The following is a 13,578-nucleotide window of genomic DNA, read 5'->3' on the forward strand; positions in this document are numbered from 1 at the left end:
TACTCGATCGGCCACCGACGGCAGTGCGTCACTCCGTTTTCGTTTCCGTCTCCGACTCTGCGTTCGTCTCTCCGTCCGATTCGGTCGCCTCGGAAACTCGCTCGACCGCCGTGCTTCCACACGCCGGACACGTCTCCCGTTCGCTGTGGAACCGGTTCTCGCAGTCGCGACAGCGGTAGGGGGCGCTGTCCTCGCGTGCGGCCACCGCCTCCTGTTTGAAGCGCTCGACTTTCTCGCCGAGCCGTTCGAACATGCCCATAGAGAGCCTACCGCTCGGAGCCGGATAAGTTGCTGTCACGGTAACTCGAATACGAACCTGCGGACCGGTGGTTCCGTTCCGGACAACGGCGGGGACGGAAACGCGCGAACGCGGCGATCAGAACACGAAAACCGCGACGAGAAATCCGAGCAGGACCGTGACGGTCAACAGCACCTGGATCGCCGTCGACGCGAGCATTCCACCGGTCGCGTACGCCGCCGAGCGGACGCTGCCGCCGGCGTCGCCGCCCTGAACGAACTCGACGAGGAAGACCGTCCCGAACAGCCCGGCGAGCAGTCCTAACGGGCCGGTGACGATCATCAGAACGATGGCGACAACGGTGGCGATCGTGGTAGTCGTCCACGAGGCTCCGCCCGCTCGAGCGGCGATCGAGCCGCCGAAGAGCTCCGCGACCATCGTCATGACGGCGAGGAGCGCGAGGACGGCGACCGTGAGGGTCCCGGGCTCGCTGAAGCCGGAATGCCACCAGTAGAGGGCGAGCCCCGACAGCGAGAGCAGCCCGCCGGGGACCAGCGGCGCGACCGTTCCGACGACGCCGCCGACGAGCAGGGCGACCGCGAGGATCGTGACTGCATCGACCATACGGGAACAGATGGCGGGCCGAACCAAAGGCGTACGGCCTTCGGTCGTGATCCGGTCGCTTCCGACGCGACAGCGACCGCTCTGAGACGTCTCGCCTCCTGGGGTGGGTCACCAGTATCGTTACGGTTCGTCGCATCCGTCGGTATGCGCGAGACGCGCGGAGCGATCGGCGTCGGCGGCTCCTCGGGCATCGGCGAGGCGCTGGCTCGAGCGCTCGCCGACGAGGGGTACGAGATCGGGCTAGCGGCCCGCCGGACGGAACGCATGCGGGAGATCGGCGCCGAACTGCCGACCGAGTCCTCCGTCGCGACGATGGACGTCACCGATACCGACGACGCCCGCGAGGGCTTTTTCGAACTCGCCGCGGCGATGCGGTCGGTCGACGTGGTCGTCATCAGCGCCGGCACTGCGGCGATGAATCCCGACCTCGAGTGGGAGGCCGAACGGGAGACGATCGACGTCAACGTCCGCGGCTTTACCGCGATCGCGGCTGTCGCGATGGAGTACTTCGAGTCGACGCCCGACCGCGCGAGGGGCGGAGACGGCCACCTCGTGGGCATCTCCTCGGTCGCCGCCCACTTCGGCGTCGGCGGCGTGCAGGCGTACAACGCCTCGAAGGCGTACGTCTCGACGTATCTCGAGGGGTTGCGGGCGCAACAGGCCGATCGCGACGCGGACGTGACGATCACGATCGTCGAACCGGGCTTCGTCGACACCGACCTCTCGATGGGTGGCTTCTGGGAGTGCTCGCCCGAGACGGCCGCCGAACAGATCGCCCGTGCGATTCGCAAGCGGCGGAACCACGTCTACGTCCCCCGCCGCTGGCGGCTCGTCGTGTGGTTCCTGAAGGCGACGCCCGAGTCGGTGCTGCGGCGACTGCTCTCCTGACCGTTCGCGGGGAGTCTCCCGACCCTCCGCGGCGAATCGTTCACCGCCACCGTAATCGGCTAAGGGACGCGGCGCGGAGAACGACTATGAAGTTCACGCCAGGCCCGACGGCGGTTCCGCCGGCGGTCAGGGAGGCGATGGCCGAGGAACAGCCGAATCCGGACGTCGATCCCGCGTTCGCCGAGCGCTACGAGGCGCTCTGCGAGGACCTCGCCGACGTCTACGACACCGACCACGACGTCGTCGTCCCCGGCGGCGAGGGCATTCTGGGCCTCGAGGCGGCGATCGCCTCGCTGGTCGCGCCCGGCGACCGCGTCCTCTGCATTTCGAACGGGCTCTACGGCGACGGCTTCGCGGACTTCGTCGAATCCTCCGACGGCGAGGCCGAACTCGTCTCGGCGCCCTACGACGACCCGCTCGACCTCGAGGCCATCGAGGCCGCGCTCGAGGACGCCGCAACCGACGGCGAGCCGTTCGAACTCGCGACGATGGTCCACTGCGAGACGCCCACGGGGACGCTCAACGATCTCGACCCCGTGTTGGACCTGCTCGAGGAGTACGACGTGCCGAGCGTCGTCGACGCCGTCTCGTCGCTCGGCGGGACGCCGGTTCCGACCGATCGGATCGACGTCTGTCTCGGGGCGTCCCAGAAGTGCTTCAGCGCGCCGCCGGGGCTGACCACCGCCGCGATCAGCGACCGAGCGTGGGAGCGCATGGAGGAACGCGATCCGTCCTCGCTGTACACGAACTTCCTCCCGTGGCGCGACGTCTCCGACGGCTTCCCCTACACCCACCTGAGCGCGAACGTCGCCGCGCTCGAGACTGCGGTCGAGATGATCCTTGAGGAGGGCCTCGAGAGCGTCTACCGGCGCCACGAGGAAGCCGCCGAGCGCTGTCGTGAACGAGGTGCCGAACTGGGACTCGAGGTCTATCCCGACGTCGAACGGAGTTCGCCGACCGTGACGGCGTTCCGCTTGCCCGGCGAGGCAGTGGAAATCCAGCAACGGGTCGCCGAAGAGGAGGACGTCGTGCTGGCGACCGGACTGGGCGACCTCGAGAACGACATCCTCCGATTCGGCCACATGGGCTACAACGCCGAGGTCGAAAAGGTCGATCGAGCGATGGACGCGCTCGAGGCCGTTCTGGAGTGATGAGTAGCGAAGTGAGTCAGCGGCTCTCGGTCGTTCGGTGCTGATTCAATCGAAACGACCACGAAAGCCCCTGACTCGCTCGACCTCCCGAGCCAAGCGAGAGCCGAAGGCTCTCGCTGGCATTCGTTCACTTCGTTCGCGAATACCTCGCTGTGCTCCTCGGACTTCGTCCTGCGGTGCTTACTTCGTCCGAGAAGGATCGAGCGAGCCAGCCCCTTTCATTCCCACCCGTGTCGGCCGGTCGGTCATGCCACCCGGGTGGGAATGAAAGGGGCTGCCGGCATCCGGAAAGACGGACGATGCAAGCACGCGACCATCGGGAGCGCGCGCAGCGAGGCCATCGACCGGATGCCGGAAGGGGCTTTCGTGGTGTTCAAACGATCAAGACAGTGAAAACGATCCGCTATTCCTCGAGGAACCGCTCTCGAACCTCGAGGGCCGCATCCGACCCGTATTTATCCACTAGCGGACAGAACGCCCCACCGAGCGCACGCATACACTGGCCAGACGAGTGGTACTCGAGTCGATCCGCGACGGCTTCCCACGGTCGGCCCTGCAGGGCGCGCAGGACGAGCAAGCGCTCCTCGCGGGCGGTCAGGTCGACGTCGTCGGGATTCTCGACGAAGTACCGGACGACGAGGTCCCGGAATGGGCCGGGATCGGCGTCGAACAGGCCGGGGCCGTAGGCCGCGCCGGCGACGACGCGCCAGTCGTGGGCCGAAAGGCCGAGCTCCGGGGCCGCGTCGGCGTCGACCGAGCGAAGGACCGCGCGGGCGACGTCCGGCTCGAGGTCCGAGAGGGCGTCCGTACAGAGCACGGGGAACCGGCGGGCGAACCAGTCGGCGTGGCGGTCGTGCAGTTTCCGACCGGCGTCGCTCGTCGGGGCAACCATGAGCGACGAGTACTCGCCGCTGGCGTCGTTGCGGGTCGTCGAGACGTGGACGGTCCGGTAGCCGTTCTCGCGCCAGAACTCGAGCAGGCCGGGCGTGGCGCCGAAGCCGGTGCCGAGCCAGTCGACTACGGACTCGAATTCTTCGCGAACGCGCTCGAGCAGATGCGAGCCCAGCCCTCGAGAGCGGGCCGCGTGGTGGGTCGCGATGCGGACGACGCGCAGGCCGGCCGACTCGCCGGCGGCCTCGTCGCGCAACTGGCTCGTGAGGACGTCCGGGAGCATGTTCCCCCGAATCCGACCGCCCTCGTACATCATCGCGCGGGTCTCGGGCGGCAGGTTCCCCTCGCGGGCCAGCAGGGCGACGCTGACGACGTGGCCGTCGTGAACCAGCGCGCGGGCCTCGAGGTTAGGCGCGTCAAGCAGCCGCGCGAGATCGTTAGGTTCGGTGCGGTAGTGAGCGAGCACGAGCAGGCCGAACGCCTCCCGCAGGAGCCGGTCGTCTGCGAGGAGGTCGTCGGGCTCGAGGCTGCGGTACGCGACGGTCTCGGGCGTCGCGTCGGCGACCAGCGGTTCGACCGGCGGGCGCGCGTCGAGCAACAGCGCGCGGAAGGCCCAGACCTCGACGGGGTCGCCGGCGGCGTACCGGATGGGCTCGACGAGCGTGCGCTCGATCACCTCGTGATCGCTCTCGGCGAGGCGGTCCCGGAAGCGAACGGAGAACCCCCGTCCCGCGCCCTCGTAGCCGTGGATCGTCGTCGCGAACGCGACTCGATCGGCCGCGAGCAGCGACTCGAGGACCGAGACCGGGAGCGCGGCGGCCTCGTCGACGATGACGATATCGGCGGGGCCGCGGTCGTCGCCGGCCGCCGATTCGATTCGCTCGACGGCCGTCGCCGGTTCGAGGTACCGAACGCGACCGCCGGAACCCGTCTCGATCGTCCGACCGTCGATCGTCGCGTCGGCCTCGAGCGTCCCCAGCAGTTCGCCGGCGCGGTCGAACAGTTCCGCCGCGTTCCGCGATCGGGGTGCGGTGACGAGCACGTCTAGTCCGTCGGCGGCGAACGCCCCCGCGGCCAGCCCCGCGGCGCTGGACTTGCCCCGTCCGCGGTCGGCCTCGAGGACGACGGCTCGCTGTTGGTCCTCACTATCCTCGGCAGTATCGCCCTCGAGCAGCGACTCGAACGCCTCGACGGCGTCCCGCTGGTCGCCCGTGAGACACGCCTCGTAGGCGTCGGCGGGGAACCGAGCGTTCGACGGGGTCTCGAGCGAGCTTTCACCCGAGCCGTCGACTCGCTTCGGCGCCGGTTCCGTCAGCCCGTCGTCGACGATCCGTTCGGCCTCGAGGTCGACGATTCCGATCCCCCGGTGGGCTCGTAACGTCTCGACGAGTCGAGTCCTGAATCGACCGGTGACGTCGTCCAGCGAGAACGGCGGGACGGCCAGCGACCCGTCGAACGCGCCGCGGCGGTCGGGCCACTCCTCGAGCGGCGGCGTCAACAGGACGAGCAGGCCGCCGCCGTCGACCGCGCCGACGACTTTCCCGAGCGCGTTCGGCCGCAGCCCCTCGTGGGCGTCGAGCGCGATCACGGTCCGCGTCGTTCCGAGGAGTTCGCTCGCGTTGGCCTGGGGCAGGTGTTCGCAGCGAAGCCGGTCTTCGGGACCGACGAGCGTGGTTTCCGTGATCGGCACGGGAAGCGCGTCGAGGATCGACTCGAGGGCCTCGTACCCCCGCTCGCGGTTACCGGCCAGAACGAGGACGCGTCGCTCGTCGACCGCCGTCGCCTCCTCGAACAGGGCCGTCGCGCCCGTCTCGACGATCATGGGGTCTCGTTGGAACGCAGCCCGTAATAGTATCCGGGATCCGTCGAGGACGGCATTCCCGGTCCGCCCGGCGGTTCGGTGGTGTGGCCGAGAACCGTCGTCGGTCCGTTGCAATCAGTGCAATCGTTGACACCGAACTCGGTCGGACGCGACCGAACTGTGGCTCCGACACCGTAACCGGCAGACGGCGCCTCGATTGAGCGTCCGGAAACAGTTCCAAAATTCGGACGATCTCGTCTCAATTTATATCATCCGATTACCTTTAAGAAATACCGTCAATGAGGCGACCATGGAGCGAAGAAAACTCCTCCTTGGTAGCGGCGTCGGACTGGCAACCGTCCTCGCGGGCTGCAGCGGCGAGGATCTCATGAGCGATGACGAGAACGAGTCCGACGAGAACGGAAACGGGAACGGAGCGCCGAACGGCTCCGACGAGAACGCCGAAGACGACGAAGACGGCGAAAACGGCAAGGACGGCAAAGACGGTAAAAACGGCGAAAACGCCGAGAACGGCGACGAAAAAGGCGGTGACAAGAACGGGAAACGAGACGTTCCCGGCCTGGACGTCGACGCGTTCGAGTCCCTGCTGGAGCAACAGGGTATCACGATCGAGACGCTCCGCCGAAGCGGGTCGAATCTCACCCTGAAGGTGTCGGTCTCGGACCTGAACGCGGACGACCTATCGGCCTCGGCTGACAGTGCCGAACTGCGACAGCGGCTCTCGGACATCGTTAGCGCCGCGAGCGACGCGATTACCGATCCGCAGGCGTTTATCGCCGCAATCGAGACCATCACCGTGTCCGTCCTGGACGAGACCGACGGAAAGAAGAAGAAAGGTAAATCGGGCCTCACGGTGGAGGTTCGCGTCTCCTGGCTGATCGAGTTCGTCCGCAACCGGCGCTCGGAACGAGAACTCCTCGATCGGATCACCGAAACGGCTTCCGAAGGCGCGTAGCGACGGTCGTCGACCGTTCGCGTTTCGAAAGTAAATTTTCCGATAGGTGAAACGGTACGTCCACTGTCGCACTCGACCAAGTGGCGACTCGAGGAGCCGAACGCGACCGCCGGCGATCGTCGGCGCCTTCGAACAGCGACTCGGCGAGATCGACGACGTCCGCGTTCATCCGGTCGCCCCGTCGACTCGAGAGTAACAAGTGCCGGAACGCTATCGCGGACTCGCTCTCATCGGGGTGCTCGATCGCAGACGCAGAAGCCATTCCCCTCCGGATCCTCCATCACGGTCCACTCCTCGGCCCGATCGTCGAATCGCTCGCGTTTCGCCTCGACTGCGCTCGCGCCGAGTTCCTCGAGGCGTGCGACCGTGGCCGCTCGATCTTCGGTCGCCAAATCGAGGTGAATGGGGATATCCTCGGTGGATCCCTTCGGCAGTCGCTTGAACAGGAGCGGCGGCGATCGATCGTCGGGAGCCGCGAGGAGAACGTGATCCGGATCGTCCGTCTCGTCGGGTGGTTCAGCGGGGAGTGGGACCCGGTCGCGCTCGAGCGCCCGTTCCCAGAACGTCGCGAGTCGATCCGGTGAATTACAAGCGAAAGTAATCTTTTCTATCGAAGTCATGCCTACAGTGCATGTATTGTTAGCAGGTAATCACGTAAATGGAGGTTGCATCGGAGATAGTTGTCGCTACCATCGGCCGCGGTCCGAACGGTCGGGCTGTCCTCGATCCGGCGATCAGGCGAACGAGAAGGACGAGCCGTCCTACTCGAGCCGGGACAGTGCGGTCTCTTTCGCGGTGTCAGCGTCCGGAAACCGCGTTTCGCCGACGCGAATTTCCGAGACCCACTTCACGCTCTCCCAGCAGTCGCGGTCGGGGCCGGTCGGGACGAGTCGGGCCGGCCCGCCGTGTTCGACCGGCAGTGGCTCCCCGTCGAGTCCGACCCCGAGCAGCGCGTCCGAGAGGGTCTCGAGCGGGAACGAACAGGCGTAGTCGCCGTCCATCGCGCGGAGGAGGGCGTGCTCGGCCTCGGCCGACGGCCCGGCGCGCTCGAGGAGTTCCCCGACGCGAATCCCGCGCCACGCGAGCCCGTCGGCGACCCACCCCTCGGCGCAGGCGAAGTCGTCGGTCACCGTCTCGAGCGGGAACGACTCGAGGGCCGCCGCGGAGAGGCGAAGCGATCGGTCGACGGCGCCGGTCACGCGGAGTGTCCAGGCCTCGGCGTCGACCGCGTCCGGGACCGGGTGCGATCTGAGATCGGTCACGGGAACCGGTACGCCGCCGAGCGAGAAACCTGTCGGGGCGCACATGTGCGGGACCACCTTCTCGAGCGCTCGAGCGAAACGGACGCCCGAGATGAGCGACGAGATCGAGTACGACGAGCTCCCGCTGGTCTACTCCTGTTCGGGGTGCTCGAGCGCTGCACAGCTGGCGAACGATCTGGCCGTCTCCCTCGACCGGGACGGCGTCGCCGAGATGTCCTGTATCGCCGGCGTCGGCGGCGGCGTGGCGCCGCTGGTCGACACTGCGACCTCGGGCCGGCCGATCGTCGCGATCGACGGCTGTCCGCTCGAGTGTACGAAGCAGTGTCTCGATCGCCACGACGTCGCGCCCGACCGCCACTACGTGCTCGCGGAACACGGCGTGGCGAAGGAGTACCACACCGACTACGACAACGAGGCGGCCGAGCGGTTGCGCCGCAAGCTGGCTTCGGAGATCGAGGCCCTCGCGGAAACGGCTTGAGTCGCCGCCCGTAGCGATTTGGTCAGGAACGCTACCATTCCCGATGTGCGGACGCGTCGCACGGCTCCGGTCGTTTGAACACGCTTTTAAGGGGGGCAACGCTACAGACGTAGTACACCCTACGCGGGGTTGATGATGCTCCTAGCCTCACAGGACTTCCGCCGAAGCTACTTCGGCCAGGGGTGGACATACGGGCTGACGGAACTGTTTGCGGCGTCCAACACGACGGTCGTCGGACGCCCGCTCACGACGTCCGTCTGCCCGTATCGTGCCCCGAATGGCAGGGGAGCGCGAGCCCACGTGTAGGAGAGGTGAACAACCAATGTCAGTCTACGTCAACACCGACATCCCAGCCGACCTCGCAGAGGACGCCCTCGAGGCCCTCGAGGTCGCACGAGACACCGGACGCGTAAAGAAAGGAACGAACGAAACCACGAAGGCGATCGAGCGCGGCAACGCCGAGCTCGTCTACGTTGCCGAGGACGTCTCCCCCGAGGAGATCGTCATGCACCTGCCCGACCTCGCCGAGGAGAAGGGCATCCCCGTCATCTTCGTCGAGACCCAGGACGACGTCGGCCACGCAGCCGGTCTCGAGGTCGGCTCGGCCGCCGCAGCGATCGTCGACGCCGGCGAGGCCTCCGACGACGTCGAAGATATCGCCGACAAGGTCGAGGACCTCGACTGAGGTGATCAGAGATGAGTGCTGAAGAGGAAGAAACTGGATCCACGCCCGCCGAGGTCATCGAGATCGTCGGCAAGACCGGCATGCACGGCGAGGCCATGCAGGTCAAATGCCGTATTCAGGAGGGCGAGAACCAGGGACGTATCATCACCCGGAACTGCCTCGGGCCGGTCCGCGAAGGGGACGTACTCCAGCTTCGCGAGACCGCCCGCGAGGCGGACTCCATCGGAGGACAATAACCAATGGTCGAGAAACGAACGTGTGACTACACGGGCGAAGAGATCGAGCCCGGCACGGGCATCATGTACGTCAAGAACGACGGCAGCGTGCTCCACTTCGTCGACTCGAAGGCCGAGAAGAACTACAAGCTCGGTCGCGAACCCCGCGATCTCGAGTGGACCGAGGAAGGGCGTCGCGGCAAGGGTCCCGCCCAAGCCGACACCGCCGCCGAGGAAGCCGACCAGACCGAGCAGGTCGAAGCCGGCGAAGACGAGGATCTCGAGACCGAGGCCGACGCCGTCGACGAAGATGAAGACGACGTGTCCGCCGGCGACGAAGCGGTCGACGAGACCGAGGAAGCCGAAGCCGAGGCCGAGGAGAGTGAGGCCTAATGAGTGACCGCGAGCGAACCTTCGTGATGGTCAAGCCCGACGCCTTCGCGCGTGGGCTCGTGGGCGAAGTCGTCTCCCGACTCGAGGACCGCGGGCTCAAGCTCGTCGGGATCAAGGTCGAGAACATGCCCCGCGAACGGGCCGAAGAACACTACGGCGAACACGAGGACAAACCGTTCTACGACGACCTCGTGGACTTCATCACCTCGGGACCGGTCGTCCCGATGGTCTGGGAGGGTCAGGACGCGACGCGTCAGGTCCGCCAGATGATCGGCGAGACCGACCCCCTCGAGGCCGAACCCGGAACGATCCGGGGCGACTACGCGCTCGATCTCGGTCGGAACGTCGTCCACGCCGCCGACCACGAGGACGAGGGCGCCAACGAACGCGAGATCGCGATCCACTTCGACGACGACGAGCTGATCGACTACGATCAGCACGACGCCGAGTGGCTCTACGAGTAACGCAATCACCGCGATCATCCGTTCGTCGTTTTCATCGAGAGCCACTCATTTCGAGTTTCGACTGAACCTACTCGAGCGGCCCTGTATTGGCGCTTTACCGCCGGTCTGATTCAGGGCCGAGTACATGTATTTTTCTAGGTAGACGTAACATCTAATGTGACGGCTGCAGTAGAGGCTGGTGGTGGTTTCGAATGGTAACATACGGTAGGTGGTTCGTGGATGCGTGAAACGGAGGGAGAGGCAACGGAACTCACAGCTCAGGTGACGCCGTCGCTGGATCTCGTCTTCGAGTTACTTTCGAATCGTCGCCGCCGATACGCGCTGTACCATCTCCACGACCAGCCCGACGGCGTCGCAACGATGGACGAACTGACGGATGCCGTCGTCACGCGCCAGTACCTCGAGTCGAGCGCGGATCCCGAGACGACCGACCGGGCCGACACCGAGGACGATCCCAATCTCGAGAGCCGCCGCCAACAGGTTCGCATGGACCTCCAGCATACGCACCTGCCGAAACTCGAGGATGCGGGCGTTCTCGAACACGACCATCGCAGCGAGATGGTCCGCTACTGGAACCAGCCGTCCCTCGAGGAGTGGCTCGAGCACGCCCGGCACAAGGAACTCGCCTGAGGGACCGACGACAGCCGGACGAGGGGCGACGAACTGGGGAGTGCGCCCCGATAGCTCGGCGTCTGGAGCGAAAATCGCGTGCGGGCGTCGTGTTGTGCTCCGTGGTAGCGTTTCTCTCCTCAAAGCTTAACACGCGAGATGCAGATATAACCTGTAGGTGAGCGCCAATGACTGACCACGAACTTCCACCACTTCCGTACGACTACGACGCGCTTGAACCGGCACTTTCCGAGCAGGTCCTGACCTGGCACCACGACACCCACCACCAGGGTTACGTGAACGGTCTGAACTCGGCCGAGGAGACCCTCGAGGAGAACCGCGAATCGGGCGACTACGGTTCGACGCCCGGTGCCCTCTCGGACGTCACCCACAACGGCTGTGGCCACTATCTCCACACGCTGTTCTGGGAGAACATGTCCCCCAACGGCGGCGGCGAGCCCGAGGGCGACCTCGCCGACCGCATCGAGGAGGACTTCGGCTCCTACGAGGGCTGGAAGGGCGAGTTCCAGAAGGCCGCCGGCGCCGCCGGTGGCTGGGCGCTGCTCGTCTACGACCCGGTCGCCAAGCAGCTGCGTAACCTCGCGGTCGACAAGCACGACCAGGGCGCGCTCTGGGGCGCCCATCCCGTGCTCGCGCTGGACGTCTGGGAACACTCCTACTACTACGACTACGGTCCGGACCGTGGCGAGTTCATCGACGCCTTCTTCGACGTCGTCAACTGGGAGAAGGCCGAAGAAGAGTACCAGACCTGCCTCGACCACTTCGAGTAAGCCGCCGGCCGCGACAGCGACGAGCCAGTCAATCCCGAATTTTTCTCGCAGATCGGCCCGCCGGTAGCGGCGCACCGGTGATATCACTCGAGGAGCGGATAGCGCGGTAACCGGAGACCGCCGTTACGACTCATCCTCGATGCCGGTCGCTCGCAGGTACTCCTCGAGGAGCGTCGGGAACTGCCCGCCGCGAACGTACCGGAGCCCGAACTCGTCGGCCCAAGAGATGATGCCCCGATCCTCGGTGACCACGCCAGCGTCGAGTTCGCGGGCGAGGATCAGCAGGTCGAAGTCCTCGCGGGAGTCGAGCACGCCCTGTCGGAGCGCCCCTCGGTACTTATCGCGCATGTTCGAGAGGATCCGGTCGGCGTCGGTCATGTACTCCTCGCGCCCGTCGTCGGACGGATCGCTCGCGAGCGCGTCGGGATCGAGCTGTTCGACCTCGCGGATCGCCTGTTCGGAGACGCGGAGGCCGCGATCGACCCGATCGCTCATCTCGTCGATGAAGTTGTAGACGATGTTTGCCGGAATCGTCACGCCGTACCGATCGGGGCTCTTGCGGACGACCCACGTGTCGAGCCGCGAGAACACCGTTTCGTCGACGTCGCGCTCGCGTAACATCGTCGCGAGTTCGTCGTGGATCGAGGGCGGCACGTAACAGGAGATGTTGAGTTCGAGTCGCGCGGTCGCGACGAGGTCGAGCAGACGGATGACGGCCGACTCGAGCGATTCGTCGCCTCGACGGATCTCCTCGGTGATGAACAGCGACGTGTCGAGAACGAACTGTTGGCGCGGCAGTTCGCCGGGCATAGTCGGCACTTCGACGGTGCGCTACAAAGGTCTCCCCCCGCGTTCGACCGACCGACGCGGTCGGACGGCCTGCGGATCGTCGTCCGCTGGCCGACCGGGTGTTTTTCACGAGGTGTGGTGACAAACAACGCATGAATCGCGACGAGTACCTCGAGCGGCTCGGGGCGACCGCGGAGACGCCCGAGGACCTCTTCGAGCACGTCGAGGAACGGTCGACGGCGGGACGGACCCACTACGTCCTCACGGCCGCTCGCCACGGGGTCGAGCGGGGGACGGTCATCGTCGAGGAGACGGAGACCATCGTTCGCGGCTATCCGAGCATCCCTCGGATTCTCGTGCTCGACCCCGGAGTTCCGTCGTTTTTCGAAGACGGCGAGACCGTCGTCGTCGAGGAGAAACTCGACGGCTTCAACGTTCGCATCGCGGCCGTCGGCGGCGAGCCCCTCGCATTCACCAGAAGCGGCTACGTCTGTCCGTACACGACGGGGCGGGCCCGCGATCGCCTCCCGCTCGAGGAGTTCTTCGCGACCCACCCGGAGAAGACCCTCTGTGCCGAACTCATCGGCCCGGAGACGCCCTACTCGACTCACGACTACGAGGGGATCGACACCCACGAGTTCCGGGTCTTCGACGTCCGTGACCGAGAGTCCGGAGAACCGCTCTCCGTCGCCGACCGGCGACGGCTCTGCGAGGAGTACGGGATGTCCCAGCCGCGGCTCTTCGGACGAGCGGCGCCGTCCGACGCCGTCGGACCGACTCGAGCGGTGATCGAGGAACTCGACGCGGCCGGCCGGGAAGGGGTCGTCCTGAAGTCGGCGGACGGGGAAGAGCTGGTCAAGTACACGACGGAGACTCAACACCACGAGGAGCTCGCCTACGCGTTCTCGCTGCCCTTCGATCACGGTCGCGACTTCGTCTTCTCGCGGATCGTCCGGGACGCGTTTCAGGCGGCCGAGTCCGACGCGGACGACGACCGACTCGAGGAACGGGCCCACGACCTCGGCGAGTCGATCCTCCGGCCGATGGTCTCGACGATTCGGGACGTGAAGGAGGGGAAGACAGTCGGCGAACGGCACACGGTCAGGGGCGATCCGGAGACGATCGGCGCGCTCCTCGAGCACCTGCGCGAGCAGTCGCTGACGATTTCCCTCGAGTCCGACCGCCGCGAGGACGGCGAGCGCGTCGTCGAGTTCGTGAAGGTGGCCGAGTCGAGTCGGGACCGGATCCGGTACTATCTGGACGGCGGTACGCGAGACGAGTGACGGGCAGCGCTCGCGGGCGCGCGTACTCGACTGCCCTCGA

At 66.3% G+C, this 13,578-nt stretch carries 17 protein-coding genes; 11 read left to right on the top strand and 6 right to left on the bottom strand.

Translation table 11 applies throughout. The annotated features are described in order from the left end of the window. Positions 1-28 precede the first annotated feature (28 nt). Entirely contained in the window at positions 29-259 is a 231-nt protein-coding gene (locus C477_RS11000; RefSeq protein ID WP_008894563.1) for an FmdB family zinc ribbon protein, read from the bottom strand. Between the two features lie 117 nt (positions 260-376). After that, a complete protein-coding gene (locus C477_RS11005; RefSeq protein ID WP_008894564.1) occupies positions 377-862 on the bottom strand; it encodes a DUF456 domain-containing protein in 486 nt (161 codons plus the stop codon). Positions 863-1,006: 144 nt separating this feature from the next. On the opposite strand from C477_RS11005, the gene C477_RS11010 reads away from it, so the two are divergent. Together C477_RS11010 and C477_RS11015 are read left to right on the top strand one after the other, a co-directional pair. Then, positions 1,007-1,750, top strand: a complete 744-nt coding sequence (locus C477_RS11010) for an SDR family NAD(P)-dependent oxidoreductase (RefSeq protein WP_008894565.1) — start codon at positions 1,007-1,009, stop codon at positions 1,748-1,750. 86 nt (positions 1,751-1,836) lie between these two features. Next, complete coding sequence (locus C477_RS11015; RefSeq protein WP_008894566.1) at positions 1,837-2,901, top strand: pyridoxal-phosphate-dependent aminotransferase family protein; 1,065 nt, start codon at positions 1,837-1,839, stop codon at positions 2,899-2,901. Positions 2,902-3,304: 403 nt separating this feature from the next. Here the strand turns inward: C477_RS11015 and tmcA are convergent, their stop codons facing one another. Continuing rightward, on the bottom strand, positions 3,305-5,614 hold the full coding sequence (gene tmcA, locus C477_RS11020; protein ID WP_008894567.1) for a tRNA(Met) cytidine acetyltransferase TmcA: 2,310 nt from the start codon (positions 5,612-5,614) through the stop codon (positions 3,305-3,307). Positions 5,615-5,903: 289 nt separating this feature from the next. Between tmcA and C477_RS11025 the strand changes: the two genes are divergently transcribed. Continuing rightward, positions 5,904-6,569: a hypothetical protein gene (locus C477_RS11025; RefSeq protein WP_008894568.1), complete on the top strand. Its 666-nt coding sequence runs from the start codon at positions 5,904-5,906 to the stop codon at positions 6,567-6,569. Positions 6,570-6,796: 227 nt separating this feature from the next. Here the strand turns inward: C477_RS11025 and C477_RS11030 are convergent, their stop codons facing one another. Both C477_RS11030 and C477_RS11035 read right to left on the bottom strand, forming a co-directional pair. Next, positions 6,797-7,189 (bottom strand): VOC family protein, encoded by a 393-nt coding sequence (locus C477_RS11030; RefSeq protein WP_008894569.1) that lies wholly within the window; start codon positions 7,187-7,189, stop codon positions 6,797-6,799. Positions 7,190-7,330: 141 nt separating this feature from the next. Continuing rightward, the gene (locus tag C477_RS11035) at positions 7,331-7,876 is read right to left on the bottom strand and encodes a molybdopterin-dependent oxidoreductase (RefSeq protein ID WP_008894570.1); all 546 of its coding nucleotides are present in this window, start codon (positions 7,874-7,876) and stop codon (positions 7,331-7,333) included. Positions 7,877-7,922: 46 nt separating this feature from the next. Here C477_RS11035 and C477_RS11040 point away from each other — a divergent pair, with 46 nt between their 5' ends. The 7 genes from C477_RS11040 to sod all read left to right on the top strand — a co-directional run bounded on the left by C477_RS11040 (position 7,923) and on the right by sod (position 11,466). Then, on the top strand, positions 7,923-8,309 hold the full coding sequence (locus C477_RS11040) for a putative zinc-binding protein (protein WP_049914511.1): 387 nt from the start codon (positions 7,923-7,925) through the stop codon (positions 8,307-8,309). A gap of 322 nt (positions 8,310-8,631) precedes the next feature. Further along, positions 8,632-8,994, top strand: a complete 363-nt coding sequence (gene rpl7ae / locus C477_RS11045; RefSeq protein WP_008894572.1) for a 50S ribosomal protein L7Ae — start codon at positions 8,632-8,634, stop codon at positions 8,992-8,994. Positions 8,995-9,005: 11 nt separating this feature from the next. Continuing rightward, on the top strand, positions 9,006-9,230 hold the full coding sequence (locus tag C477_RS11050) for a 30S ribosomal protein S28e (RefSeq protein WP_008894573.1): 225 nt from the start codon (positions 9,006-9,008) through the stop codon (positions 9,228-9,230). Between the two features lie 3 nt (positions 9,231-9,233). After that, complete coding sequence (locus C477_RS11055; RefSeq protein ID WP_008894574.1) at positions 9,234-9,602, top strand: 50S ribosomal protein L24e; 369 nt, start codon at positions 9,234-9,236, stop codon at positions 9,600-9,602. Beyond that, the gene (gene ndk / locus C477_RS11060) at positions 9,602-10,066 is read left to right on the top strand and encodes a nucleoside-diphosphate kinase (protein WP_008894575.1); all 465 of its coding nucleotides are present in this window, start codon (positions 9,602-9,604) and stop codon (positions 10,064-10,066) included. The genes C477_RS11055 and ndk overlap by 1 nt, the downstream gene beginning before the upstream one ends. 219 nt (positions 10,067-10,285) lie before the next feature. Continuing rightward, complete coding sequence (locus tag C477_RS11065) at positions 10,286-10,696, top strand: DUF7344 domain-containing protein (protein ID WP_008894576.1); 411 nt, start codon at positions 10,286-10,288, stop codon at positions 10,694-10,696. Positions 10,697-10,863: 167 nt separating this feature from the next. Then, a complete protein-coding gene (sod, locus tag C477_RS11070; protein ID WP_008894577.1) occupies positions 10,864-11,466 on the top strand; it encodes a superoxide dismutase in 603 nt (200 codons plus the stop codon). A 123-nt stretch (positions 11,467-11,589) separates the two neighbouring features. On the opposite strand, the gene C477_RS11075 is transcribed toward sod, so the two are convergent. Further along, positions 11,590-12,276: an RNA ligase partner protein gene (locus tag C477_RS11075; protein WP_008894578.1), complete on the bottom strand. Its 687-nt coding sequence runs from the start codon at positions 12,274-12,276 to the stop codon at positions 11,590-11,592. 131 nt (positions 12,277-12,407) lie between these two features. Between C477_RS11075 and C477_RS11080 the strand changes: the two genes are divergently transcribed. After that, positions 12,408-13,538: an RNA ligase gene (locus C477_RS11080; RefSeq protein WP_008894579.1), complete on the top strand. Its 1,131-nt coding sequence runs from the start codon at positions 12,408-12,410 to the stop codon at positions 13,536-13,538. Positions 13,539-13,578 lie beyond the last annotated feature (40 nt).

Source organism: Haloterrigena salina JCM 13891, assembly GCF_000337495.1.
In the GTDB taxonomy this organism is placed as follows: Archaea; Halobacteriota; Halobacteria; order Halobacteriales; family Natrialbaceae; genus Haloterrigena; species Haloterrigena salina.

What these genes read in the sequence shown, in the direction of transcription:
- C477_RS11000 (WP_008894563.1), bottom strand. Translation starts at nt 259, where the DNA reads ATGGGCATGTTCGAACGGCTCGGCGAGAAAGTCGAGCGCTTCAAACAG.
- C477_RS11005 (WP_008894564.1), bottom strand. Translation starts at nt 862, where the DNA reads ATGGTCGATGCAGTCACGATCCTCGCGGTCGCCCTGCTCGTCGGCGGC.
- C477_RS11010 (WP_008894565.1), top strand. Translation starts at nt 1,007, where the DNA reads ATGCGCGAGACGCGCGGAGCGATCGGCGTCGGCGGCTCCTCGGGCATC.
- C477_RS11015 (WP_008894566.1), top strand. Translation starts at nt 1,837, where the DNA reads ATGAAGTTCACGCCAGGCCCGACGGCGGTTCCGCCGGCGGTCAGGGAG.
- tmcA (WP_008894567.1), bottom strand. Translation starts at nt 5,614, where the DNA reads ATGATCGTCGAGACGGGCGCGACGGCCCTGTTCGAGGAGGCGACGGCG.
- C477_RS11025 (WP_008894568.1), top strand. Translation starts at nt 5,904, where the DNA reads ATGGAGCGAAGAAAACTCCTCCTTGGTAGCGGCGTCGGACTGGCAACC.
- C477_RS11030 (WP_008894569.1), bottom strand. Translation starts at nt 7,189, where the DNA reads ATGACTTCGATAGAAAAGATTACTTTCGCTTGTAATTCACCGGATCGA.
- C477_RS11035 (WP_008894570.1), bottom strand. Translation starts at nt 7,876, where the DNA reads ATGTGCGCCCCGACAGGTTTCTCGCTCGGCGGCGTACCGGTTCCCGTG.
- C477_RS11040 (WP_049914511.1), top strand. Translation starts at nt 7,923, where the DNA reads ATGAGCGACGAGATCGAGTACGACGAGCTCCCGCTGGTCTACTCCTGT.
- rpl7ae (WP_008894572.1), top strand. Translation starts at nt 8,632, where the DNA reads ATGTCAGTCTACGTCAACACCGACATCCCAGCCGACCTCGCAGAGGAC.
- C477_RS11050 (WP_008894573.1), top strand. Translation starts at nt 9,006, where the DNA reads ATGAGTGCTGAAGAGGAAGAAACTGGATCCACGCCCGCCGAGGTCATC.
- C477_RS11055 (WP_008894574.1), top strand. Translation starts at nt 9,234, where the DNA reads ATGGTCGAGAAACGAACGTGTGACTACACGGGCGAAGAGATCGAGCCC.
- ndk (WP_008894575.1), top strand. Translation starts at nt 9,602, where the DNA reads ATGAGTGACCGCGAGCGAACCTTCGTGATGGTCAAGCCCGACGCCTTC.
- C477_RS11065 (WP_008894576.1), top strand. Translation starts at nt 10,286, where the DNA reads ATGCGTGAAACGGAGGGAGAGGCAACGGAACTCACAGCTCAGGTGACG.
- sod (WP_008894577.1), top strand. Translation starts at nt 10,864, where the DNA reads ATGACTGACCACGAACTTCCACCACTTCCGTACGACTACGACGCGCTT.
- C477_RS11075 (WP_008894578.1), bottom strand. Translation starts at nt 12,276, where the DNA reads ATGCCCGGCGAACTGCCGCGCCAACAGTTCGTTCTCGACACGTCGCTG.
- C477_RS11080 (WP_008894579.1), top strand. Translation starts at nt 12,408, where the DNA reads ATGAATCGCGACGAGTACCTCGAGCGGCTCGGGGCGACCGCGGAGACG.